This is a genomic window from Streptomyces sp. Ac-502 (genome assembly GCF_045222935.1).
Classification (GTDB): domain Bacteria; phylum Actinomycetota; class Actinomycetes; order Streptomycetales; family Streptomycetaceae; genus Streptomyces; species Streptomyces monomycini.
Window position 1 is genome coordinate 1,457,357 of sequence record NZ_JBHFFO010000001.1, and the last position, 22,624, is coordinate 1,479,980.

General features: G+C 72.5%; 21 protein-coding genes and 1 pseudogene. 13 read left to right on the forward strand and 9 right to left on the reverse strand.

All coding sequences use genetic code 11. The features are described from left to right. Positions 1–108: 108 nt before the first annotated feature. Positions 109–435 carry a YkvA family protein gene (locus ACEXOX_RS06575; RefSeq protein ID WP_406519508.1) on the reverse strand — a complete coding sequence of 109 codons (327 nt, stop codon included), beginning with the start codon at positions 433–435 and terminating at the stop codon, positions 109–111. Between the two features lie 211 nt (positions 436–646). Then, complete coding sequence (locus ACEXOX_RS06580; RefSeq protein ID WP_406519509.1) at positions 647–1,795, reverse strand: acyltransferase family protein; 1,149 nt, start codon at positions 1,793–1,795, stop codon at positions 647–649. Positions 1,796–2,382: 587 nt separating this feature from the next. Between ACEXOX_RS06580 and ACEXOX_RS06585 the strand changes: the two genes are divergently transcribed. Further along, the gene (locus ACEXOX_RS06585) at positions 2,383–3,294 is read left to right on the forward strand and encodes a trypsin-like peptidase domain-containing protein (RefSeq protein ID WP_406519510.1); all 912 of its coding nucleotides are present in this window, start codon (positions 2,383–2,385) and stop codon (positions 3,292–3,294) included. A gap of 39 nt (positions 3,295–3,333) precedes the next feature. Here ACEXOX_RS06585 and ACEXOX_RS06590 read toward each other — a convergent pair whose 3' ends face one another. Together ACEXOX_RS06590 and ACEXOX_RS06595 are read right to left on the reverse strand one after the other, a co-directional pair. Continuing rightward, positions 3,334–5,160 (reverse strand): asparagine synthase-related protein, encoded by a 1,827-nt coding sequence (locus tag ACEXOX_RS06590; RefSeq protein ID WP_406519511.1) that lies wholly within the window; start codon positions 5,158–5,160, stop codon positions 3,334–3,336. A 6-nt stretch (positions 5,161–5,166) separates the two neighbouring features. Further along, positions 5,167–5,307, reverse strand: coding sequence for a lasso RiPP family leader peptide-containing protein (locus ACEXOX_RS06595; RefSeq protein ID WP_406519512.1), 141 nt, complete (start codon positions 5,305–5,307; stop codon positions 5,167–5,169). 218 nt (positions 5,308–5,525) lie between these two features. Here ACEXOX_RS06595 and ACEXOX_RS06600 point away from each other — a divergent pair, with 218 nt between their 5' ends. Continuing rightward, the gene (locus ACEXOX_RS06600) at positions 5,526–5,864 is read left to right on the forward strand and encodes a hypothetical protein (RefSeq protein WP_030018681.1); all 339 of its coding nucleotides are present in this window, start codon (positions 5,526–5,528) and stop codon (positions 5,862–5,864) included. A 13-nt stretch (positions 5,865–5,877) separates the two neighbouring features. Here ACEXOX_RS06600 and ACEXOX_RS06605 read toward each other — a convergent pair whose 3' ends face one another. Together ACEXOX_RS06605 and ACEXOX_RS06610 are read right to left on the reverse strand one after the other, a co-directional pair. Further along, positions 5,878–6,687 (reverse strand): DeoR/GlpR family DNA-binding transcription regulator, encoded by an 810-nt coding sequence (locus tag ACEXOX_RS06605; RefSeq protein ID WP_406519513.1) that lies wholly within the window; start codon positions 6,685–6,687, stop codon positions 5,878–5,880. 30 nt (positions 6,688–6,717) lie between these two features. Then, positions 6,718–7,770 carry an NAD(P)-dependent alcohol dehydrogenase gene (locus ACEXOX_RS06610; RefSeq protein ID WP_406519514.1) on the reverse strand — a complete coding sequence of 351 codons (1,053 nt, stop codon included), beginning with the start codon at positions 7,768–7,770 and terminating at the stop codon, positions 6,718–6,720. A 437-nt stretch (positions 7,771–8,207) separates the two neighbouring features. On the opposite strand from ACEXOX_RS06610, the gene ACEXOX_RS06615 reads away from it, so the two are divergent. The 5 genes from ACEXOX_RS06615 to ACEXOX_RS06635 all read left to right on the forward strand — a co-directional run bounded on the left by ACEXOX_RS06615 (position 8,208) and on the right by ACEXOX_RS06635 (position 13,436). Continuing rightward, positions 8,208–10,364 carry a SpoIIE family protein phosphatase gene (locus ACEXOX_RS06615; protein ID WP_406519515.1) on the forward strand — a complete coding sequence of 719 codons (2,157 nt, stop codon included), beginning with the start codon at positions 8,208–8,210 and terminating at the stop codon, positions 10,362–10,364. Positions 10,365–10,441: 77 nt separating this feature from the next. Beyond that, complete coding sequence (locus ACEXOX_RS06620) at positions 10,442–11,068, forward strand: DUF5947 family protein (RefSeq protein WP_406519516.1); 627 nt, start codon at positions 10,442–10,444, stop codon at positions 11,066–11,068. A gap of 160 nt (positions 11,069–11,228) precedes the next feature. Next, a complete protein-coding gene (locus tag ACEXOX_RS06625) occupies positions 11,229–11,927 on the forward strand; it encodes a TNT domain-containing protein (protein WP_406519517.1) in 699 nt (232 codons plus the stop codon). Positions 11,928–12,031: 104 nt separating this feature from the next. After that, entirely contained in the window at positions 12,032–12,295 is a 264-nt protein-coding gene (locus ACEXOX_RS06630; protein ID WP_406519518.1) for a hypothetical protein, read from the forward strand. A 232-nt stretch (positions 12,296–12,527) separates the two neighbouring features. Further along, positions 12,528–13,436: a glycoside hydrolase family 19 protein gene (locus ACEXOX_RS06635; RefSeq protein WP_406519519.1), complete on the forward strand. Its 909-nt coding sequence runs from the start codon at positions 12,528–12,530 to the stop codon at positions 13,434–13,436. Positions 13,437–13,529: 93 nt separating this feature from the next. On the opposite strand, the gene ACEXOX_RS06640 is transcribed toward ACEXOX_RS06635, so the two are convergent. Beyond that, complete coding sequence (locus tag ACEXOX_RS06640; RefSeq protein WP_406519520.1) at positions 13,530–13,820, reverse strand: hypothetical protein; 291 nt, start codon at positions 13,818–13,820, stop codon at positions 13,530–13,532. 132 nt (positions 13,821–13,952) lie between these two features. Beyond that, positions 13,953–14,837 (reverse strand): aminoglycoside phosphotransferase family protein, encoded by an 885-nt coding sequence (locus tag ACEXOX_RS06645; protein WP_406519521.1) that lies wholly within the window; start codon positions 14,835–14,837, stop codon positions 13,953–13,955. A 125-nt stretch (positions 14,838–14,962) separates the two neighbouring features. Between ACEXOX_RS06645 and ACEXOX_RS06650 the strand changes: the two genes are divergently transcribed. The 6 genes from ACEXOX_RS06650 (at position 14,963) to ACEXOX_RS06675 (ending at position 20,991) form a co-directional block, all read left to right on the forward strand. Continuing rightward, complete coding sequence (locus ACEXOX_RS06650; RefSeq protein WP_406519522.1) at positions 14,963–15,346, forward strand: hypothetical protein; 384 nt, start codon at positions 14,963–14,965, stop codon at positions 15,344–15,346. A gap of 159 nt (positions 15,347–15,505) precedes the next feature. After that, complete coding sequence (locus tag ACEXOX_RS06655) at positions 15,506–17,773, forward strand: ATP-binding protein (RefSeq protein ID WP_406519523.1); 2,268 nt, start codon at positions 15,506–15,508, stop codon at positions 17,771–17,773. A 277-nt stretch (positions 17,774–18,050) separates the two neighbouring features. Further along, positions 18,051–18,206: a hypothetical protein gene (locus tag ACEXOX_RS06660; protein ID WP_406519524.1), complete on the forward strand. Its 156-nt coding sequence runs from the start codon at positions 18,051–18,053 to the stop codon at positions 18,204–18,206. Next, the gene (locus tag ACEXOX_RS06665; RefSeq protein ID WP_406519525.1) at positions 18,203–19,501 is read left to right on the forward strand and encodes a benzoate/H(+) symporter BenE family transporter; all 1,299 of its coding nucleotides are present in this window, start codon (positions 18,203–18,205) and stop codon (positions 19,499–19,501) included. The genes ACEXOX_RS06660 and ACEXOX_RS06665 overlap by 4 nt, the downstream gene beginning before the upstream one ends. A gap of 135 nt (positions 19,502–19,636) precedes the next feature. Then, entirely contained in the window at positions 19,637–19,942 is a 306-nt protein-coding gene (locus tag ACEXOX_RS06670; protein WP_406526684.1) for a hypothetical protein, read from the forward strand. A gap of 68 nt (positions 19,943–20,010) precedes the next feature. Continuing rightward, the gene (locus ACEXOX_RS06675) at positions 20,011–20,991 is read left to right on the forward strand and encodes a M20 family metallopeptidase (RefSeq protein WP_406526250.1); all 981 of its coding nucleotides are present in this window, start codon (positions 20,011–20,013) and stop codon (positions 20,989–20,991) included. Positions 20,992–21,227: 236 nt separating this feature from the next. Here the strand turns inward: ACEXOX_RS06675 and ACEXOX_RS06680 are convergent. Continuing rightward, positions 21,228–22,602: pseudogene (locus ACEXOX_RS06680) on the reverse strand (S1 family peptidase). Between the last annotated feature and the right edge of the window lie 22 nt (positions 22,603–22,624).

Here is a 22,624-nt window from a genome sequence, read left to right on the forward strand (position 1 = left end):
GGCCGGTGACCTGGCTGGTGGCCGCTGTCCTGGCTGGGGCCGCTGTCCCGGCCAGTGGCCGCTGTCCCGGCCGCGCAGCGCCACGCCTGTGGTCCGCACCGCCACGTCTCAGGCCTCCGCCTCCACCTCCGGCGCCGTCGCGGACCTCTTCCGTTTGCCCACGCCCGAGGCGTCGGCCGCCGCCTGCAACGACCGGAGGGCCAGCAGGAGCACGCCGATGTCGTCGAGCAGGACCGGGTCCGGCAGCAGGTCGACCGGGGAGATCACGTAGAGCAGCGCTCCCCAGTACGCGAGTTTGTTCTCCAGCGGTACGCCCGCGTCGCGCAGGGCGTGGCGCGCGCGGACCACCTTGACCAGGAGCACGATCGCCGCGCCGACCATCGCCGCGAGCAGGACCGCCAGAATCACCACGATCGCCCACATCTCACCGCTCATCCCTGACGTCTTCCCTCCGTCGCGTGGGCAATGCCCGTCGGCACCGGCATTCTTCGTCCGGCGCCGTCGGCATCCGCTTCAACGAGCGGCGAAAGGAAACGATGCGTACGAAGCGGCGTAACGAAACGGTGCATGCGAAAAGGTGCAGGGGAGGACGTACGGGACGGGCGGGAAGGGAGTTCCGCGCGGGCGGCGCGATCACCCCAGGCGGTCAGTGCAGCAATTCCGCGTCCGGTTTCCGTTCCTCGCGCACGATTTCCCTGCTTTTCTCCGCCGGCGCGGCGGCTGCACCGGTCGCTTTCCCTCGCGAGTGGAAGCGCATTTCCTCCACGCTTTTCTGCATGGATGTCCGGAGTTTGCGACCCAGCGGCCGTTCCACGAAGCGGTGCACCAGCCAGGAAAGGACCAGCATGAGGATGACGATCCCCGGCAGCAGGGCCAGAGCGGGAACACGGTCGCGCAGCAGGTCGATAAGGGTGAAACCCACGTACATGTGGAGGAGATAGAGCGGGTACGTGAGCGACCCGGCCGTGGACAGCCAGCGCCATTGGAGTCTGTCGAACCAGCCGAGCGCGATGGCGGCCATCAGCGCGAACGCCGCCAGGACGGCCAGCCGCACCGGCCAGCCCTGTGCCAGCTCCGCCTTCGCACCGAGATTCATCACCAGCCGGCCGTGCAGATAGTGCTGGGCCAGCAGGAAGGAGACCGCCACGATCGCCCACAGCAGGACGGTGGGCCGGAACCGGTGCATGAGGTAGAAGGCGATGCCCGCGATGAAGTACGGGGAGTAGGGCGCGATCGCCCACACCGAGAGCAGATCGCTGTTGGACTTCAGCGCCACCACCCCGGCCACGGTCCACAGGCCGCAGAAGAGCACGCAACGGCGGTACGTGACCCCGCGGAAGACCACGACCGCGAACAGCAGATAGAACTTCAGCTCGATGAACAGCGTCCAGTACGCGTCGTCCACGTCGGGCACGCCGAGCCCCTGCTGGAGCATGGTGAGGTTCGTGAGCACCGTCTCCCAGTTGTCCGCGCTGCGGACGTTCGGCCACACCGTCAGGACCGCCGCCGTCAGCAGCACGGCGACCCAATAGGCCGGATAGAGGCGGGAGACGCGGGATGTCACGAAATCGCCGAGGGACCGCCCCCACGCGCTCATGCAGATGACGAACCCGCTGATCAGAAAGAAGACTTCGACACCGAGCCACCCGTACTCCGACAGGTGGTGGACGAGCGGGGAGAATGCCTGCGGATCGTCGCCCCAGCCGTCGCGGAGGGTGATGTAGTGATACGCCAGGACCATCAGGGCGGCCAGCAGGCGCAGCCCGTCGAGGACACGCAGTCTGGGCCGCCGCACCTCTCCCTGCGGGCCGGGAGGGTGATGGGGCGCAGCGTAAAGCATCCGGGTCCTTAACGACGGTGCGGCGGCAACCTGTCCGAGTTTTACGGTAAACAGCGGAAAATGCGCGAACGGATCGCGGAGTGCAGCGTACGACACCTCACCTGCCTCATGTCCACAACGTCCGCGAACTTCCTGGACTTCGACTGCGGTGCAGGTCAACGGGGTATCGCCGAGGTATCCCCGGGCGATACCGCCCGTCTTTGTGAGAAATGCATGAGAAAGAGCGGCGGCAGCCAACCGTTCGGATGCGGAAGGTGTCGGGACCGGCGGCCCGGCCCCGGGGCGGCGCGGCCGGGAGCGGACTGGCGGGTGCCGCGGCGAGGGCGCGCGGACGGAGCACGCGCCCGGCGTACGCCCCCTGTCCTCGTCCCCTGCCCTCCCCCCAGATCCCAGCCGCCCCCTCCTACCCCTCCTACCCCTCGCAAATTCGAACAACTTCCCACCGATTACGGCGAAGTTGTTGCCAGCAGCCTCTGTTGCTCCAACAATGCGCACGTCAAAGCCGAAGGAACTTCGGCCACAGATTGTGAGAGGACCCCCACATGAGAAGCCCTCTCGTCGGTGCCCTGGCCGCGGCCGTCCTGGGTACCGCCGCGCTCGTGGGCACCGCCGGAACCGCCGGTGCTGCCACACCCCAGGACGCCGCCGGGCACACGGCGGCGCCCTCGCTCCAGCGCACGGCGGACGTCACGCTCAGCGGAGCCGATGCGGCGGCTCCCCGGGCGGTGTCCTTCGCCGGCACCGTGGCCCTGAGCAACTGCTCGGGGTCGATCGTCCGGATGCCCACCTCGGCCGACAACGACCCGGCCCTGGTCATGTCCAACGGCCACTGCCTGGAGACCGGAATGCCCGGTGCGGGCGAGGTCGTCGTCGACCGTCCCTCCAGCCGCAGTTTCACGGTGCTCAGCACCTCGGCCGGCAACCTCGGCACGGTACGGGCCACCAAGATCGCATACGGCACGATGACCGACACCGACGTCTCGGTCTACGAACTCTCCTCCACCTATGCCCAGATCAAGCAGCGCTACGGCATCAAGGCGCTGGACATGGCCACCACGCACCCCGTCAAGGGTGCCGCGATCAGCGTGGTCTCCGGATACTGGAAGAAGACCTACAACTGCAACGTGGACGGTTTCGCCTACCGGCTGAAGGAGGGCGACTGGACCTGGAAGGACTCGGTCCGCTACACCGCCCCGTGCAAGGTCATCGGCGGCACCTCCGGGTCACCGGTGATCGACGTGGCCTCCGGCAAGGTGGCGGCCGTCAACAACACGATCAATGAGAGCGGCCAGCGCTGCACGATGAACAACCCGTGCGAGGTGGACGCCAACGGCCAGGTGAGCGTCCGCCGGGGCATCGGCTACGCCCAGGAGACGTACGAGATACCCAAGTGCTTCGGCACCGGCAACAAGCTCGACCTCGGGCGGCCGGGCTGCGTCCTGCCCAAGCCGTGACCCTGGACCGGCGGGCGCCTCGCGTGCCCGCCGGTGCGGTCACCCGCCGGGCGGCCTGATCGCGTGACGCAGCCAGACCTCGCAGGCCAGGGTGTTGTCCAGGGCGCGCATCACGGCGGGCGGCAGATGCGGCCGGGCCAGCCCGGCGGCGAGGGCCGCGGTGTCCAGGAGCCCGGCGCGGGCCAGCCGCGACTCGTTGAACAGCTCGGCGAGGGCGGCACGGTTACGGCGCAGGGCGAAGTAGAAGTCGGCGGTGTACTCGCCCTTCGTGGTCCGTGCCAGCAGGTCGTCGGGGACGACGCCCCGCATGGCGGTGGCCAGGACCGGCTTGTAGCGGTCGGGGGCACCGCGGTCGGCGACCCGTACGGACAGCGCGGCCTCGATCACGCTGTCGTCCAGGAAGGGCGCGGCGTGCGGCAGTCCCAGCCCGGTCGCGGCCTGGTCGACCTGCCGGAACGCGCGGCCGCACATCTGCACACCGGCCAGCGCGGCATGCTGGCCCCGCTGCGCCGCGAGCGCCTCGGGGGCGTCGGCGGCCGCTTCGCGCAGGACGGACCGCGCCGCGCTGACCGCTGCCGGGGTGGCCCACGGCGGCATGGCCGCGAACGTCCCCCAGGCCGTGCCGGACGTGAAGCGTGCGGGAGGCGGCTTCGCCGGGTCCGGGACGAGGTGGTCCGCCCAGGCGGTCAGCCACCGGCTGAAGGTGCTGCGGTCCGCCAGGCCGCGCAGCAGCGGCAACAGGGGCTGGGGGCGGACCGCCCGCTGTCTGCGTATGCGGCCCGGTACGGTCCGCGGGTCGCTGCGCAGGGCGTCGTGCAGATACGGCGGGAGAGCGGCGAACAGTTCGTCCCCGCCGCCGCCCGACAGGTGCAGCGCCGACCCGCGCGCGGTCATCAGCCCGGCGAGTGTGGTGAGTTTGGCGCTGTCCCGGACCCAGACACCGGGCTCGTCCCCGGCCCCGTCCAGGCTGTCCATGCCGCTGAACCACAGGGGCGCTCCGGCGCGGCCGGGCAGTACGTGCTCGGCGCCGGGGAGCCGGGCGGTCGCCCGGGCGGCCCAGGCGGCGTCGTCGTTCGCCGGGTCGACGCTCTCCCAGCGGAAGGTGACCAGGCGGGCCGGGCCGCGGGCGGCGAGGAAGCACAGGCTCGTGGAGTCCATCCCGCCGGAAAGGTCCGCGCTGACGGTCTTGCGTTCGGCGGTGCAGGAGTCCACCGCGGCGGCCAGGGCCCGCCGTACCGCGTCCGCCCCCTGTGCGAGCGGGAGTTCGGGGCCCGGCGGGGTCCACCAGCGCCGGGCCGTGGCCCGGCCGTCGGCTTCCAGCAGCAGGCTGTGGCCGTCGGGTACGGCGTGGACCCCGCGCCACAGGCAGCCGCCGTCGGCGAGCGGGTACGGAGGAGGCGACGCCAGCAGGCGGAGTGCCAACTGCCGTTCGTCCACGGGCGCGCCGCGTGCCGACGCCAGGATGTCGGCGCGGTTCGCCGCCACCGTCACACCGCCGACCCGGGCGTGGAAGACCCGGCGTACGGCCGAGGCGCTGCCGCGCACCCGGACCCGGCCGCCCGCGGAGAGCACCGCGTGGAAGCTTCCCGCGAGGCCGGTGAGCGCGCCCTCGGCGCCGGTCATGTCCCGGACCCGGCGCAGCCGGTCCGTGAGCGCGTCGGTGGTGACCGGGCAGCGCCCGATCACCACCATCCGCGCCGCCCCCACCGCGGCGGTCACCAGCTGACCGGCGGGCCAGCTGCCCACCAGCCACGGGCGGCCGGAGTGGTGGGAGACCACCTCGGTCGCGCCGGACCGCAGCACGCTCGCCGCGGCCAGTCCGTTCTCGCCGTCGGGGAGGACCGTGAACCACACGTCGTCGGTCAAGTCCGGTCAGCCCGTCGGCGGGATCTGCCAGTACCAGGGCGCATAGCCGCCCTCGAAGAACGTGCCGGTGCTCGACCCGAGCGTCAGCTCGGCGAAGTCGCCGAGCTCCTCCACCACGGGCGGCTCGTACACGATGTCCGCTTCCACGGCGCTCCCCTCTCCGCGCGGCGGCCCCGGCTTCCCGACCGCTTCGGGACCGCCACGCCCTGCGCGCCCAGGGTCTGCCCAACGCCGCACCGCCGTACGCCGGACGGCGGCCGTCTTCACCCGGCGGAGTGACGCGGCCGGGGGCGCACGCGAAACGCGCGCGCCGGGTCCGGTGGCGCCCCCGCCGGAAGCGGGGCGCGGTGTGGCACCGTCGGACCATGAACGCGGCATCCGACATCCGGTCCCAGGCCACCACCCTCGCCCGCGACCTCGGCGGTCCGTGGCAGCCGGACGACGCCGACCGCAATCTGGCCCTGGCCCTGGTGCTCGCCCGTGACGACAACGGCGGCCGGCTCACCGCCCCCGTCATCACCCACATCCTGCTGAGCGCCTCCTGGGGCCTGAAGCCCATCGGCGCCATGTACCAGCTGCTGGCCTGCACCGCCGACTTCCTCGACGACCCCGCTCAGCGCGACTCCGACACCGGCCGGGAGGCCCTGGCGGACGTCGACCGCCTGCTCGACACGGTCGCCGCCCTCCCTCCGGACGGCGTCTGACCGGGCCCCGGTGTCACCCCGCGCCGGGCTCCACGACCTCGACGGCTGCGCCGGTGGCCCGCAGGGCCGCGAGTTCCGCCGCGGGGGCCGCGGTGTCGGTGACGACCGTTCCGTAGCGGGCGGCGGTGCCGTATTCGTACGTGGCCCGCTTGCCCATCTTGGAACTGTCCACCACCAGTGCGGCCCGGCCGGCGGCCGCCAGCATGGCCTCCTTGACCTCGGCATACTCCCGCAGCGGATGGAAGAGGCGCCCGTCGAGGACGGCGGTGGCGGACATCAGCGCCAGGTCGGCGTGGAGCCGGGCGAGGCCACGGGTGACCTCCGGGCCGGTGCAGGAGTTGAACTCGCTCTGGTACCGGCCGCCCAGCAGGGTGACGTCCACGCCGGGTGCCGCGCCCAGGCGCTGTGCCAGGCCGATGGAGTTGGTGACCACGGTGAGCCGCGCGGTCCGGTCCTGCCGGGCCAGCATTCCGGCCAGCGGGTAGAGGGTGGTGGAGTCGTCCATCAGCAGGGTGCTGCCGGGTGTGATCCGGTCGGCCACCGCCGCGCACAGCGCCGTCTTGACCGCCAGGCCGGCGGACTCCCGGAAGCGGGTGGCGGTCTCCATGGTCAGCGCGGGAAAGGCGACCGCCCGCCCCCGCTCCTTACGGAGCAGATGGCGCCCGGCGAGGTCGTCCAGGTCGCGGTGCATCGTCATCAGGCTGACGCCGAAGCGGTCGGCGAGCGCGTCGATGCGCAGGGCGCCGTGGTCGGCGACGTACCGCAGGACGGCCTGCCGCCGCTGCTCGACGGCGGCCTGCGACAGCCGTGCCTTGGCGGACATCCGGCGTTCCTTCCTCCGCGCCCACGGCGGTCAGCTGGGCAGCGGACACACCACGGGCTTGATCGTCGTACGGTCACGGGCGGCCGCGGTGAGCGCCTGTTCCGCCTGCTCCAGGCCGTACCGGTGGGAGACCAGCCGGTCCAGCCGTACGTCGCCCGAGGCGGCCAGGGCGATGGCGGCGGGCCAGGTGTTGGCGTACCGGAAGGTGCCGGTGACCTCGATCTCGAAGTTTTGCACATGGGCGAGCGGCAGCGGCACGGTGTCCCCGCCCATTCCCACCAGCACCGCGCGGCCGGCCCGGCCGACGGCCCGGATGCCCTCGTCGGCGACGGCCGGGACACCGGAGCACTCCAGGAGCACGTCGGGGACGTACCCGGTGTCGGCGAGCCGGGCGGTCCGTACGTCGACGGTGCCGGTGGCACCCAACTCCCGCGCCAGATCGAGGCGTTCGGGCGCGATGTCGGTGACGACGACCTCGGTGGCGCCGAAGGCACGGGCCGTCTGGACGGCGATCAGGCCGATCGGCCCGGCGCCGGTGACCAGCACCCGCGAGCCGGTGCCGACCCGCCCCTTGCGCGCCGCCCACACGCCGACGGACAGCGGCTCCAGCAGGGCCGCGGTCTCGGCGGTCAGCGGGTCCGGCACGGGGTGGGCGAAGTGCTCGTCGATGGCGACGTACTCGCACAGGGCGCCGTCGACCGGCGGTGTCGCGTAGAAGGACACCTCGGGGCACAGGTTGTAGCGGCCATGGCGGCACTGTGTACACGTACCGCACGGAATGCCGGGTTCGAGCGAGACCAGCTGTCCCGGCCGGCGCAGGGTGGCACCGGGGCCGAGGGCGACGACGGTGCCGCCCGGTTCGTGGCCGAGCACCATCGGGGCGCGGACGACGAAGTCGCCGATCCGTCCGTGCTCGTAGTAGTGCACGTCGGAGCCGCAGATGCCGACGGCTTCGACGCGGACCAGCACCTGACCCGGCCCGGGGACCGGCACGGGCCGCTCCTCGATCCGCAGATCCTTCGGCGCGTGCAGTACGGCGGCACGCATGGTCGCGGGTACGTGGGCGGGCAGCGGAGCGGGCATGGGCGGGCGCCCCTCGGGAGTCGGCGGGTGTCATCGCGCGGAAGACGGTGGACGGCATTCTTAGCAGAAGTTCCCTGCATTGTTAACACATATTGCGTGAAGTTGCTGGAGAGGTGGCCTGGCACCCGCCCTCGGCGTACCGATCGGCAGCGGTCAGCGGCCGCTCACTTCCTTCCTCTTGGGGGCAGTACGGCAAAGGGGATGGGTCATTACCAGTCACTTCTCACGGTGATCGGACGCGAACTGTTAGATATCAGCCGTTCATGAGGCAGACTCTCCCGGCCGGTCGCGTGCGCGCGCCTTCCGTGCGCCGTCCGCGGCAACCGTGGGGCGGGCGCGGGTGCCTTCGAAGGCGACGAGGTGCCATGGTCCGGTGTGACAGCGGCGTGGCCGGTTCCCGGCCGGGCAAGGGCGGTCCCCCACGGGGGAGCGGTCCGGTGCCCGGGGATGCGCCGAGTGCCGCGCGCGTCACGGAGCTCCTCGTCAGGCATCTCGGATGCGACGCGGCGCAGGCCCGTGCCTGCGCGAGCGGGCTGCTCGAGACTCCCGGAGCGACGGCCGGGGAGGCGGTGCGCGACGCGGGGGCGCGGGGAGGGGCCACGCGCCGCCCCGGCACCGGCCCGGCCCCCACCCCCGGCCCGCCCGACGGCGCCATGGAACTCGCCTCCGCTCCCGGCCCGGCCGAGCTGGCACAGCGGCTGTACGAACGGGCCGAACCCTGGGGCGCCACGGCGGTACTGCTGGCCGTCCTCGACACGGAAGGCATGCTCCGCATGAGCGGAGCCGCCGGCCCGGCCGCCCAGGCGGACTGCGACTGGTCGCAGATGCCCCTGCACCGCATCCTCCCGCCGGCCCGCACGGCCGGCGCGGACCACCAAGTGTGGCTCGACGACAAGGACGGCGGCCAGACGCTGACCTGGATCTCGGCCAGGAGCGACGCGCCGCGCGCGCCCCGCGCCGCCGCGGTCTGCATGGTCAGCGTCACCCGGCCGGACTCCGCGCCCCGGACCCCTGCGGCCCGGAGGCGGCTGGAGGAGCTGACCGACTGCGCCGGGCAGCGGCTGCGCGGTCTGGCCGCCCTGGGGCTGCCGGACGACCACGTGCGGGCGGCCTGGCTGGGCGCGGTCCTCGACGCCATCCCCGTACCGGCGGCGCTGCTCTTCCCGGTACGCGGCCCGCTCGGCCGGGTGGTCGAGTTCACCGTCGATCGCTGCAACGCGCACGCCACCGGCCTCCTGGGCCGTACGCCCGAGCAGATCACCGGCAGCCGCCTGCTCGACGTCTTCCCCGGCATGTTCCTCTCGGGGATCTTCGACGCCTGTGTGGCGGTCCTGGAGACCGGAGTGCCGCTGGACCGGGACCCGTTCCCGTACGAGGAGCCGCTGCGGGGCGTCCTGCGTCCGGCCGTGGTGAGCGTGCGCGCCCGGCGGGTGGGCGGCGGGCTGCTGGTGAGCTGGCAGTTCCACGACGAGCAGGCGCGGCTGACGGCCCGCGTCGACGATGCCGAACGGCTGGCCGACCTCGGCTGGGCGGAGTGGAACCTGGCCACCGGCGAGGCCACCTGGTCGCGGCGGATGTACGACATCTTCGGCCTCGCCCCGGACAGCGGCCCGTTGTCGCTCGGTGCGCTCTCCGGGTACGTCGTGGAGGACGATCTGCCCGCCGTCGTCCGGGCCGTGCAGTCGCTCTCCCGCGACCACGGCCCGGTGTGGTTCGAGATCCGTACGCGGGCTTCCGGCAGGCTGCGCCACGTGAGTGTCAACGCCGAGCTGGTACGCGACAGTCTCGGCAACCCGGTGGCGCTGCGCGGAGTCGTCCAGGACGTCTCCCGCGTCCGGCGGGTGGAGGCGGCGCTGGACGCCTCCCGGCGGGAAGCCGAACGGCGGCAGCTGCGGATGGCGGAGGAGCTGCAACTGGCCCTGCTGCCGCGGGCCCACACCACCCTGCCGGGCCTGCGGGCGGCCATCCGCTATCTGCCCGCCGAGAACTGCGCCCGTGTGGGCGGTGACTGGTTCGAGGCCACGCCGCTGCCCGACGGCCGGGTGCTGATCGCCATCGGCGACGTGCTCGGGCACGGGCTCCAGGCCGCCGCCGGAATGGCCCAGTTGCGCAACGCGCTGCTCGGGATCGCGTACACCGGTGCCGACGCGGCGCGCGTCCTCGAATGCCTCAACCTCGTCGCCTTCCACGGCCACGCCGAGTCGCTGACGGCGACCGCCGCCGTCGGCCACTTCGATCCGGTACGGCGCACGCTGTCCTGGGCCCGCGCCGGTCACCCGCCGCCCGTGCTCGTACGCGACGGACGCGCCACCGAACTGGTCAACGGCGACGGGACCACCCTCGGCGCCAGCCTCGACCCCGGCTACGTCTGCAAGACGCTCTCCCTGGCCCCCGGTGACCGCCTGATCCTCTACACGGACGGCCTGGTCGAGCGTCGCGCCGACCGGGCCGGCGATCGCGAGGACCTGCTGCTGGCCACCGCCCGCCGAGGGGCTGCCGACACCCCCGAGGAGCACCTGGAGACCCTGCTGTCCGTCCTGCACATCAATCCGGAGGACGACACCTGCGTCATCGTCCTCCACGTGGGGAGTTGAACGACGATGCCCGCCAGCACACGCCGGGTCCCGGCCCGGGCGTGGCGCCCCGTACCCGTCGGCCGCCGGGCGCGGGCATGACCACCGGCCACGGCCTGCGCCGCTTCCGCGAACCTGCCGGCAGCCCGTCCGGCGCGCGCTGCGTGTTGTGTTCAGCGGCCCTCGGCACCGGCCCGCACGGGCACGTGGTCGATCTGGACGACCGTGGTCTGCTGTGTGTCTGCCCGGCGTGCCGGACGCTGCACACACACAGCGGTGTGCCCGCCGGGCGCTACCTCGGCGTGCCCGACCGTTACCGGCACGTACGGGACTTCGTGCTCGGCCCGATGCAGTGGGAAGCGCTGCAACTGCCGGTCGGTGTGGTCTTCAGCTTCCGCAACTCCCGCCTCGGCCGCTACGTGGTGTTCTACCCGAGCCCCGGCGGCGCCACCGAGTCGCTGCTGCCGGACGCCGCCTGGGAGCGAGTGATGGCCGTCAACCCGGCCGTGTCCGACCTGGCCGACGACGTGGAGGGCTTGTTGTTGCGCCGCCACGGTGAGCGGGTCGAGTGCCATCTGGTCCCCATCGACACGTGTTACGACCTGGTGGGACGGATGCGGCCGTACTGGCAGGGCTTCGACGGCGGGGATCGGGTGCGGGGCGAACTGGACGCGTTCTTCGCCGCTCTGCGGGCCCGTCCGGCGGGTTGCGGGGGACAGGGCTGACCCCACGGGGGCGGAACGTGGCGCGACGGCGGTGCGGGCCGGTCAGCGCGGAGGAGCCCGCCCCTGGCCGGAAGGCGACGCGCGCATGACACGCCCCGAGACGGTACGTCTACTCTGCGGACCGTCCTGATGGATCATCGGCGCGTGAAGGAATCCCCGCATGAACCCACATCGCATACGCACCATATGCGCCGCTCTCGGCCTCGCCGCCGGTCTGCTGGCGGCGCCCGCCGCGAGCGCCGCGCCGCAGCCGGACGACCGGCCCGCCACCGCACCGGCCGCGGCGTCGCGGCACGAGCCCGAACCCTGCACGGGGGCGCACCACGGTGACGCCCGGCTCGGGCCGAAGTGGCTGCCCGGCAGGCAGCAGGCACCCGTGGGCCCGCTGCTCAAGGGCTACCAGCGGACCGGGAAGCTGCCGGCTCCGGCCTTCCTCAAGAAGTACTGGGCGGGGCCGGCGGACACGGGTGGCTGGAAGTACCCGCCCAACGACGGCTTCGGCGAGGCCAACGGCACGGTCGACAAGGAACCCGCGAAGCTGCGCACGGGCCAGCGGCTGGACCGGTTCGGCTCCGAGTTCGGCGGTTTCCTGGCACCGGCGGGCGACGCGTACGCCGAACGCTCCCTGCCGCCGCAGAACCTCAACACGCGCGAGCCCGCGGCGCCGTGCGACTACCACGTCTACAAGGTCGCGAAGCCGTTCTGGGTGTGGCAGGGCAGCATCGCCCCGTGGTTCGAGCAGCCCGGCGGCGGACAGCAGATCAAACTGGACGCGGTGTTCCTGGACCCGGGACAGGGGCAGCGGCTGAACGTGAAGTGGCTCGTCGAGCACGACTTCCTCACCCGTGTGGCCAACTGAACGCCATGGCGGCGGGAACATCGTGGTGGCTGGGAGCCACGACGGCGGACCATCGTGGTGACGCAAAGCCACGACGGCAGGAACCTCGTGGTGAAGTGACCGGCATGGCTTCCTCCATGGGCATGGACGCTCCCCGGGACCGGCGCGCGGTGCGCACCGCGCTGCGCGCGGCAGGGGTCGCCGACGGCCACTACCGCATCGAAGGGGTGCACGAACCGGTCCCCACGCCTCCGGACTTCCTGTTCCTGCGCCAGGCCCCGGACGGGGCGTGGGAGACCGGCGCGTACGAACGCGGCGCCCCGCACGTCATCGGCCGCCATCCGACCGAGGCGGCGGCCTGCGCCCATCTGTTCCGTCTGCTCACCTGACCGCACCACCGGTCGGGCGTCCGTCCTGCCCGTTTCGCCCGAGCCGGTGACCGCTTGTTGTCCGATCCGGAATCTGGACCTGTGCCATCTTGACTGGTACAGACCAAGCGAGTTGAGTACCAACCAACCTGTGATCGCGCTTGCGAACCGGAGCGCGGTCCGTGGTCCTCGTCGTGCGCCGGACCGTCCGTCGCCGACCGAACGCGGCCCTGCCGCACTGAGGAGTGATCACATGTTGCTCAAGCAGCGTATAGCCGCCGTGCTCTCCGCCGCCGCCTGTGCCGCGACCCTCACCGTCGCTGCGCCCACCGCCACGGCAGCACCCTCCTCCGGCCCCGCGGCACCCGCCGCGAGCTGCAACTTCTCCATCTGGACCGCCGGCAAGGCGTACCGCACCGGCGACATCGTCAAGTACACGAACGGCCAGTACTACCGCGCCACGCACGACAACCCGGGCTACGACCCGGTCATCAGCACGTGGTTCTGGGAGCCGTACAACTGTGGCGGCGGCACCAACCCGTCCGGCTTCGTGGTGAGCGAGGCGCAGTTCAACCAGATGTTCCCGAACAGAAACCCGTTCTACACGTACAACGGTCTGAAGGCCGCGCTGAGCGCCTACCCCGGGTTCGCCAACACCGGAAGCGACACCATCAAGAAGCGCGAGGCCGCCGCCTTCCTCGCCAACGTCAGCCACGAGACGGGCGGTCTGGTCCACGTCGTGGAGCAGAACACCGCCAACTACCCGCACTACTGCGACCGCAACCAGCCGTACGGCTGCCCGGCGGGCCAGGCGGCGTACTACGGCCGCGGGCCGATCCAGCTCAGCTGGAACTTCAACTACAAGGCGGCGGGCGACGCGCTCGGCATCGACCTGCTGCACAACCCGAACCTGGTCCAGACGGACTCGGCCGTCGCCTGGAAGACCGGCCTCTGGTACTGGAACACCCAGCGCGGCCCGGGCACGATGACGCCGCACGACGCGATCGTCAACGACCGCGGCTTCGGCGAGACGATCCGCAGCATCAACGGCAGCCTGGAGTGCAACGGCAACAACCCCGGCCAGGTCCAGAGCCGGGTCGACAACTTCAAGAAGTTCACCCAGATCCTGGGCACCTCCACGGGCGGCAACCTGACCTGCTGACCCCCGCCTCCGCGGGCTGAGCAGCTGAGTCCGCACGCGGAAGCCGGCCCCGGATCGCGCACCTCGACGGGTGACGACGATCCGGGGCCGGTCTCAGCAGCGGTCGTCCGGCAGCGGCGCGCCCGGGGGCTGGCCGTCCCCGTCGGCCCCTGGTCCGCTGTCCTCCCCGTCATCCCCGTCCATCAAGGCGACCAGACCGCTCAGGCGATCGATCTCCAGCAGGAGTTCACCCATCGCCGCCCGCGCCTCTTCGACAGCAAGGGCACCGTCCTGGGCAAGCTCCGCACCTCGCCGACGCATCCGCGCTTCGCGGGCCGCGGACAGCACCCCGTCGGGGCCGGGCAGCAGCCCACTGTCCCAAGGCGTACGGCGCCGTTCGGTCATGCCGCATTGTCTCCCCGGGCCGCGGAAGACCGCCATGACGAACCAGGCCGTCCTCGGCGACAGCCCGTACGGCAGCGGTAGCACGTACAGCAGCCGCAGCCCGTACGGTGCCGGGCTGCGCCACCCCGGCGCTCATCCCTCCCCCAGCACCGCCCGGATCACATGCCGGGCGTTGTGCGCCATCGCCGGGTTCGTGTGCCGGTAGTACGGCAGCGCGATCAGCGCCTGGGAGAGGGTGCGTCCCCGGCCTCGGCGCCAGGTCGCGTCGTCCACGTCGAGCGCCTCGCGGAAGACCTTCCTGGCGTCGGACGGCAGCAGATTCCACGCCGGGAAGAGGTCACAGGCCGGGTCGCCCATGCCCGTGCACCCGAAATCGATCACTGCCGACAGTCTGCCGCCGTCCACCAGCAGGTTGCCCGGCATCAGATCGGCGTGCAGCCAGGCTGGCGGCCCGTCCTCTTCCGGGGCCCGCAACGCGTCCTCCCACACGGCGGTCACCGCGTCGCAGTCGACGCCCTCCTCCGGGATGCCGCGCAGCTCCTCGATCGCCGCCCTGGTCGCCGCGTCGAGCGCGGCGACCGGCCCGCCCCGGTGGGCCGTCGGCGCGCCCGGCAGGGTGACGCTCCGCATCGCCGCCACGAACCCGGCCAGGTCCCCGGCCAGCGCCACGGGGTCGCTCAGCGCCCCCTCCTCGGGGTTCCCGCCCGGAAGCCAGCGGTACACCGACCACGGCCACGGATATCCCTCGGCGGGCTCCCCGGCTTCCAGTACCTCGGGTACGGCCACGGGCAGCCGGGGCGCGAGGCGCGGCAGCCACTCCCGCTCCAGCAGTACGTCCCCGGCCCCTCCCGCGACCAGCGGCAGCCGGACGACCATGCTGTCGCCCAGCCGGTACATGGCGTTGACCGTGCCGCCCGACGGGAACCGCTGCACGGCCAGACCCGCCCATCGGGGGAACTGCCCGGCGATCAGCCGCCGTACGAGGTCGTCGTCCACGGGCTGCTGGGAGTCATGCATCTGCTGCCTCCGCTCGGCACTCATGGGGCGCCATCCGACCGCCCCGCATCGACCGACGTCAAACGCTTTCCGGGGCGGCGCCAAATGCATTGGCATGAAAGCCTGGCATTACCCACAATGACCTGATGACACCTGAAATAAGCACCATCTCCTTCCTCTGCGTCGACCCCGACGCGCCGGACGACGGCTACTTCGCCCCCGGGGAGATCCGCCCCCTGATCGACGGACGGGATGTCCTCGACGAGGTCTTCGACCTGGGGATCACCAATCTGTGGGAGTCGCTGCAAGGGGACGCGCTGGCTGCCGGTGAGACGGCCCGTCAGGTGGTGCTGGCCGGTCCCGAGTGCAGCATGTCGTGTTGCGGCAGCGTCCGGGTGACCATCCGCCGCGAAGGTCCCTACGTGCTGTGGACGGACTGGGAGAACGACTCCGACGGCCCGGACGTGCCGGACTTCCACTTCGCTGCCGGGCAGTACGACGCCGAAGTGGCGCGGCTCGCGCGGGGCTGAGGCTCTTCCGGCCGGGTTGCTCCCGGTCGACGGCCCGGCCCGGCCGCCCGCCGAACCGATCTTCACTCGCGGGAGTGGAGCTGTCCCCGGCTCCCGCCGCCGCTTCCGCTTGCGCGGGACACTCGACGGACCGGAGTGCCGGGTCGGAAGGTGGAGGCGGTGACGACGGAACACGACAGCCAGGGCCGCGAGCTGCTCGGAGCGGACGTAAGCGAGGTACGCAACGAGGTGTCCGCGCCGGTCGAGGGCCACGTGGTGCAGGCCGGTGTGGTGCACGGCGGGGTGCACCTGCACGCCGGACGTGAGCGCCCGGTGGTGCCGCACCAGTTGCCCGCCGCGCCACGGGTGTTCACCGGCCGGGCCGGTGAACTGACCGCGCTGACGGCCGCCCTCGACGACGCGGCGGAGACCGGCGCCACGGTCATGATCTCGGCGCTCGGCGGCGCCGGAGGCATCGGGAAGACCTGGCTCGCGCTGCACTGGGCGCACCAGCACATCGACCGGTTCCCCGACGGCCAGCTCTTCGTCGACCTACGGGGCTTCACGCCCGTCGGCGAGCCGGTGACGGCGGCGGAAGCGGTACGCGGCTTCCTCAGCGCCCTGGGGGTGGACCCGGCCGGGATGCCGACGGACCTCGACGCGCAGGTGGGACTGTACCGCAGTCTGGTCGCCGACCGGCGTCTGCTGATCGTGCTGGACAATGCCCGCGACACCCCGCACGTGACCCCGCTGCTGCCGGGCGATTCGGCCTGCACGGTGCTGGTGACCAGCCGCCGCCAGTTGGCCGGCCTGGTCACCACCCACGGCGCCCGCCCGCTCGACCTGGACGTGCTCCCCGCGGCCGAGGCCCGCCAGTTGCTGGCCGGTCATCTGGGGGATGCACGGGTCGCGGCGGAGCCGGAGGCGGTGGAAGCGTTCCTGGAGTGCTGCGGCGGGCTGCCGCTGGCGCTGAGCATCGTGGCCGCCCGCGCCACCGCTCACCCCAGCTTCCCGCTGCGTCTGCTCGCCGAGGAACTGCGCGACCACACCACCCGGCTCGACGAGCTGGACGCCGGTGAGATTCCGCTGAACCTGCGGGCGGCGTTCTCGTCCTCGTACGAGGCGCTGACTTCCGAGGCGGCCGTCCTGCTCGGGCTGGTGGGGCTGGCGCCGGGGCCGGACATCGGCCTGCCGGCCACGGCCTCGCTCGCCGGGCTGTCCGTGCCCCGGACCCGCGCGCTGCTGCGGGAGCTGGAGACCGCGCACCTGGTCTCGCAGCCGTCCCCCGGCCGCTACCGGATGCACGACCTGATCCGCCTCTACGCCTCCGAGCAGGCCCACGTCCACCAGACGGCGGACAGCCGTGACGACGCGCTGCGGCGGCTGGTGGACTTCTACCTGCACACGGCCTACGCCGGTGACCAGGCGCTGGATCCGCACCGCGAGTCGGTGGCGCCGGCCCCGCCCCGGCCGGGCTGCCGACCCCAGCCGCTGCCGGACGAGACCAGGGCGCTGGCCTGGCTGGACGCCGAGCATCCCTGTCTGATGGCCGCGCAGCGGCTGGCCGTGGAACGGCGGTGGCACCGGGCCGTGTGGCAGCTGGCACCGACGCTGCACACCTATCACTGGCGGCGCGGACTGCTCTCCCATCAGGTCGCCGTCGCGGGCGACGGGCTGGCCGCCGCGCGGCAGCTGGGGGACGAGGCGACCCAGGCCCCGGCGCACCGCCTCCTCGCCGAAGCGTGCGCCCTGACGGGCCGGCACACCGAGGCCATGGACCGTCTCCACCAGGCGCTCGCCCTCGCCGAACGTACCGCCGACGTGCGGAGCCAGGCGCACACCCACCGCGTCCTCGCCTGGGCCTGGGGGCAGCAGGGGCAGGCCCGGTCCGCGCTGGAGCACGCCACCCGTTCCCTCGCCCTGTTCCAGGCGGTGGAGGACCAGGAGTGGGAGGCCCGCGGCTTCAACCAGTCGGCGTGGTACTCCGCGCAGTTGGGCCACTTCGAGCAGGCGCAGGCCTACTGCGAGAAGGGCCTGCTCCTGCACCGCGGCCACGGCAACCGCAACGGTGAGGCGCTGTCGCTGGGCATCTACGCCTATCTGGGCCTGTGCACGGGCCGGTACGCCGACGTCCTGGAACACGGCCGGCAGGCCCTCGGCCTCCTGCGCGACATCGGCAACACCTACCACGAAGCCGTTCTGCTGCACGGCATCGGCCAGGCGCATGCCGCCCTGGGCCGGTTCGGCCAGGCCCGCGAGGCGTGGGAGCAGGCGTTGGAGCTGTACCGGAGCCAGCACCGGTCGGGCGAGGCCAGGGGCCTGCAAGTCCAGCTGTCCGAGCTGATCGAGCGGGAGCAGGGGCGGGAGCAGGCAGGCGAGCCGGGGGCAGGCGAGCCGCTGTCGCCGGAAAACGCTCCACGTCCTCCCGACGGCCTTCCGCACGAATAGGCCGGACGGCGTCACGGCATCCGTACGTTCTTCCCGCGGATGCGGCAGATATCGGCCACCGCGCAGGCGCTGGCCGGCCACGTCGCTGACCATGCTCACGTCAACCGGGTCTCGCGTACCCGGGGCTGCCGAGCGATCCCGGTCACAAGGTCACGGTCCGGCAGTTGGGCGAGGACTTCAGTGGGATGCTGTCCCTGCACGTCAGCGGGGGCTGGCAGCGGTCCCCGCGTACGGCGCAGCACTGCGAACTCCTCATCCGTGCCACGTATCTGGGCGGGTGGAAAGTCTGGTCGAACACCGCTACACCTTCGAGGGGCCGGGCACCACTTCCCCGAAGGACATGATCCGCCTGTCCATCGGGCTCGAAGATCCGGCCGACCTCGTGGCCGACCTGGAGCAGGCACTGGAACGCGCCGCAAAGGAAGACCGTTGAGTTCGGACACCACGAGCAACATCCAGCCGACCGGCACCCCTCCCCCGCCGGAGCCCCCGGTCGGCCCCCTCCCGGAGGGCACACCAACGGACGGTTCGCCGGAGACCCGGCCCGGGCTGTTCCGCGACGTCTCGCTGTCGGCCGTGCTGGCCGGCTTCGTGGCCGTCGTCGTGTCGTACTCCGGGCCACTGGTCATCGTGCTGGCGGCCGCCCACGCCGGGCATCTGGACCAGGGGCAGACCAGTTCCTGGGTGTGGGCCATATCCATCGGCAGCGGCGTCACCTGCGTCGCGCTCAGCCTGCGCACCCGGATGCCGGTCATCACGGCCTTCTCGACCCCGGGTGCGGCGCTCCTGGTCACCAGCCTGGGCGCGTACTCGTACGCCGAGGCCGTCGGCGCCTTCCTCGTCACCGGGCTCGTCATCACGCTCGTCGGGCTAACGGGGGTGTTCGGGCGGCTGATGCGGCAGATACCGACGGCCGTGGTGTCGGCGATGCTCGCGGGCATCCTGTTCTCCTTCGGCACCGGGGTGTTCACGTCGCTGAAGACCGCGCCGTGGATCGCCGGCGCGGTCCTGGTGGCATATCTGCTGGGCAAACGCTTCATCGCGCGGTACGCGGTACTGCTGGCGCTGGCGGCCGGTGTGCTGTTCAGCGCGCTCACCTCACGGCTGGACATCCACATCGACCATGTGGAGCTGGCCAAGCCGGTGTTCACCACGCCGTCGTTCTCGGCCGGTTCCCTCATCGGCATCGCCGTACCGATGATCCTGGCCACGCTGGCGTCGCAGAACGCGCCTGGTATGGGCGTGCTCAGCGCGTCCGGCTACCGGCCCGACGACCGGCTGCTCATCGGCTCCACCGGGGTGGCGTCCACGGCCCTGGCCCCGTTCGGATCGCACGCGATCAACCTGGCCGCGATCACCGCGGCGATCTGCACCGGCCCCGAGGCGCACCGCGACCCGCGCCGCCGGTACGTGGCCGGTGTCTCCTGCGGTTTCTTCTACCTCCTGATCGGCGCGTTCGGATCGACGCTCGTCGTGCTGTTCGCCGGGCTGCCCAAGGAACTGGTCGCCGCGGTGGCCGGAGTCGCGCTCTTCGGCGCCCTGGCCGGCGGCCTGACCACCGCGGTCAAGGAGGAGAAGGACCGCGAGGCGGCTCTGATCACGTTCCTCGCCACCGCGTCCGGGGTGACCATCGCGGGCATCGGTTCGGCCTTCTGGGGGCTGGTGTTCGGTGTCGTGGCGCACCTGGTCCTGACGCGGCTGCGTTCCCGGCAGGCCTCGGCGGCCTGATCCGAGGGTGGTGCGCGGGCCGTACGGGCGGCTCGCACGCCGCCGTCGGAGTCCGGTTCCGCACCCCGCGGCTCTTCGGCCGGAACCGGGGCGCGCCCTCTGGCCGTACGGGCGCCGCGATCTCATCATGGGCCCATGGGAGACGACGGCGGGCCCAGGACGGACTACGGCGGACCCGAGGGAGAGAGCAACGGGCCCGAGGGAGACAGCAGGGGACTGGCGGGTGGCGGCAGCGGGCCCGAGCGGAACGGCAGCGGGTCCGAGGGAAACGGCAGCGGGCCCGAGGGAGGCCCCCGCTACGGCACGCTCCTCCGGGACGCCTGGCGGCTGCTGCCGCAGATCACCGCCGTACGCCGCGAGATCCACCGCGCACCGGAGCTGGGGACCGCGCTGCCCCGCACCCAGCAGACCGTGCTGCGCGAACTGTCCGGCCTCCCCTGACCGTCACCACGGGCGACCGGCTCACCTCCGTCACCGCCACGCTGACCGGCACCCGGCCGGGGCGGACGATCCTGCTCCGTGCCGACATGGACGCCCTGCCGCAGACCGAGGAGACCGGGCTCGACTTCGCCTCCCGCACGCCGGGCGTCATGCACGCCTGCGGACACGACACGCACACCGCGATGCTGCTCGGCGCCGCCCGCCTGCTCGCCGCCCGCCGGGAACGGCTGGCGGGCCGGGTGGTGTTCATGTTCCAGCCTGCGGAGGAGGTCTGCGGGGGCGCGCAGCCGATGATCGAGGAAGGCGTGCTGGAGACGCCGGACGGCAGCGCGGTGGACGCGGCGTTCGCCCTGCACATCACCACCCGGCATCCGTCCGGCACCGTCCATCTGCGGCCAGGTCCGCAGTCCGCCGCCGCCGACATGCTGGCCATCACCGTCCACGGCCGGGGCGCGCACGCCGCCGCGCCGCAGCGGGGCCTCGATCCCGTGCCGGTGGCCTGCGAGATCGTCCAGGCGCTGCAGACGATGGTGACCCGTACGGTCGATGTCTTCGAACCGGCGGTCCTCACCGTCACCCGCGTCACCGCCGGTACGGCGACCAACATCATCCCCGACACGGCGGAGATCGCCGGCACCTTCCGCACCCTGTCCGACGCCACCCGCAAGAAGGTCCGCGACGGCATCGTCCGGGTGGTGGACGGTGTGGCGGCGGCGCACGGTCTGACCGCCGACGTGGAACTGCCGGACGTCACGCCGGTGGTGGCCAACGATCCCGGCTTCACCGGTCTGGTCACCCGTGCGGCGACGGAACTCCTCGGCCCCGGGCAGGTCCAGCTGCTGCCCCACCCGATCATGGCCGCCGAGGACTTCGCCTTCGTCCTGGAACGGGTGCCCGGCGCCATGGCGTTCCTCGGCGCCTGCCCGCCGGGGCAGACCCCGGGCCAAGCGCCCGACAACCATTCCAGCCGGGTCGTGCACGACGAACAGGCTCTCGCCGTCGGCGCCGCCGTGCACGGCGCGGTGGCCCTGTCCTACCTCACGGCGTAGCTGGGGTACGGCTGTGGCCTTCCACCGTACGGGCCTGGTGCGGCGGTGGTGCCGGTCACGGCCGGTCATTCCGCCGGGGCGGGTACGGCCGGGGCGGCCCGGTGGGGCGGGCGGCTCCAGCTCCGCGCGGACGGCCGCGGCGATGAGGTCCCCCGAGGCTCGGACGGACGAGCCGAGGTTCCGGACCAGGCACCCGGCACCGGGCGGCCAAGACGAGCGGTGAACTACCGTCCTGCCTAACGCCCCACGCCGCTGCCGCTGCCAGCCTTGCTGCCGCCGTCGGCTGCTCCTATCTCGGCGCCGGTCGCTTCGAGTGCCGTGGTGACCGGCTGGAAGAAAGTCTCGCCGCCCTGCGTGCAGTCGCCGCTGCCGCCGGAGGTCAGCCCCACGGCCGCGTCGCCGGAGAACATCGAACCGCCGCTGTCCCCGGGCTCGGCGCACACGTCCGTCTGTATCAGCCCGTTGACGATGTCGCCGTTGCCGTAGTTCACCGTGGCGTCCAGGCCGGTGACGGTCCCCTCCGAGAGTCCCGTCGTGCTGCCGGACCGCTGCACCGGCATCCCTACGGCGGCCTCCGCCACCCGGGATATCCGCTGAGTGCCGCCGTTCCGCAGGTCGACCGCGCTGTCCGGGCGGGCGGCCGGATCGTCGTACCTCACCAGGGCGAAGTCGCTCTCGGGGAACTGGGCGTCGGCCACCGTACCCAGCGGCTGCGCCCCCGCCTGATCGGCCGTCCAGGTCGCGCTGCCCTTGCCGCAGTGCCCCGCGGTCAGGAAGGCCGGAGCGCCTTGAACGGTGACGTTGAAGCCGAGCGAACAGCGCGCGTTCCCCCGAAGATGGCGCTGCCTCCGACCGGCAGCGCTCCTGTACCTCCGCCGCCCTCTCCGGCCGCGTCGCCACCGGAGCCACCGGACCCGCCGGAGCCGTCCGATCCACCATCGGAGCCACCGGAACCGCCCGAACCACCACCGGAGCCACCCGAGCCGTCCGAACTACCACCGGAGTCATCCGAGCCATCCGAACCGCCGGCGTCCATCGCCGCCCCCGCGGCGCTCCCCCGCCGTGATACCGCCGGAACTCCCCCGCCGTCCGCTCGATCCTCGCCATGCCACCGCCGCCCGCCTTCTCGACGGCTTCGGTGAGAGCGGCGAGTTTCGCACCGGTGACCGTACGGTCGGCGACGACCGAGACCTGGTTGGTCCTGGGGTCGATGGACCACGCGGTCCCGGGGATGGCCGCGGTGTCACGCAAGGCGCGCGTTGCCGCGCGCAGTTCGCTCGTACTGTTGCGTACGACGCGCGCCACGGCGCCCTCCGCCTCGACCTTCCCGGCGTCGTCCGCCGACAGGACGTTCATCACGAGCCGCCCCTGCCCGGCATCGAGGTACCAGCCCGCCGTCCGGCCGTCGCCGAGGTCCGCCTTCAGGGACGAGGCGACCCGCGCGGCCGACTCGGAGGAGAAGGTGCGCGGTGGGCCTGGCCGTTCCGCGCTCGCGTTGGCCTGCGGCAGCACGATCGCCGCCGCCACGAGGGCTGTTGCCGCGCCGCCGACGAGGACGCCGGTCCGCTTGTTCACATGCCGATGACTCTCGCTCACGTATCGGTGGCTCACTTCTCCGACCTCTAACTGGGCC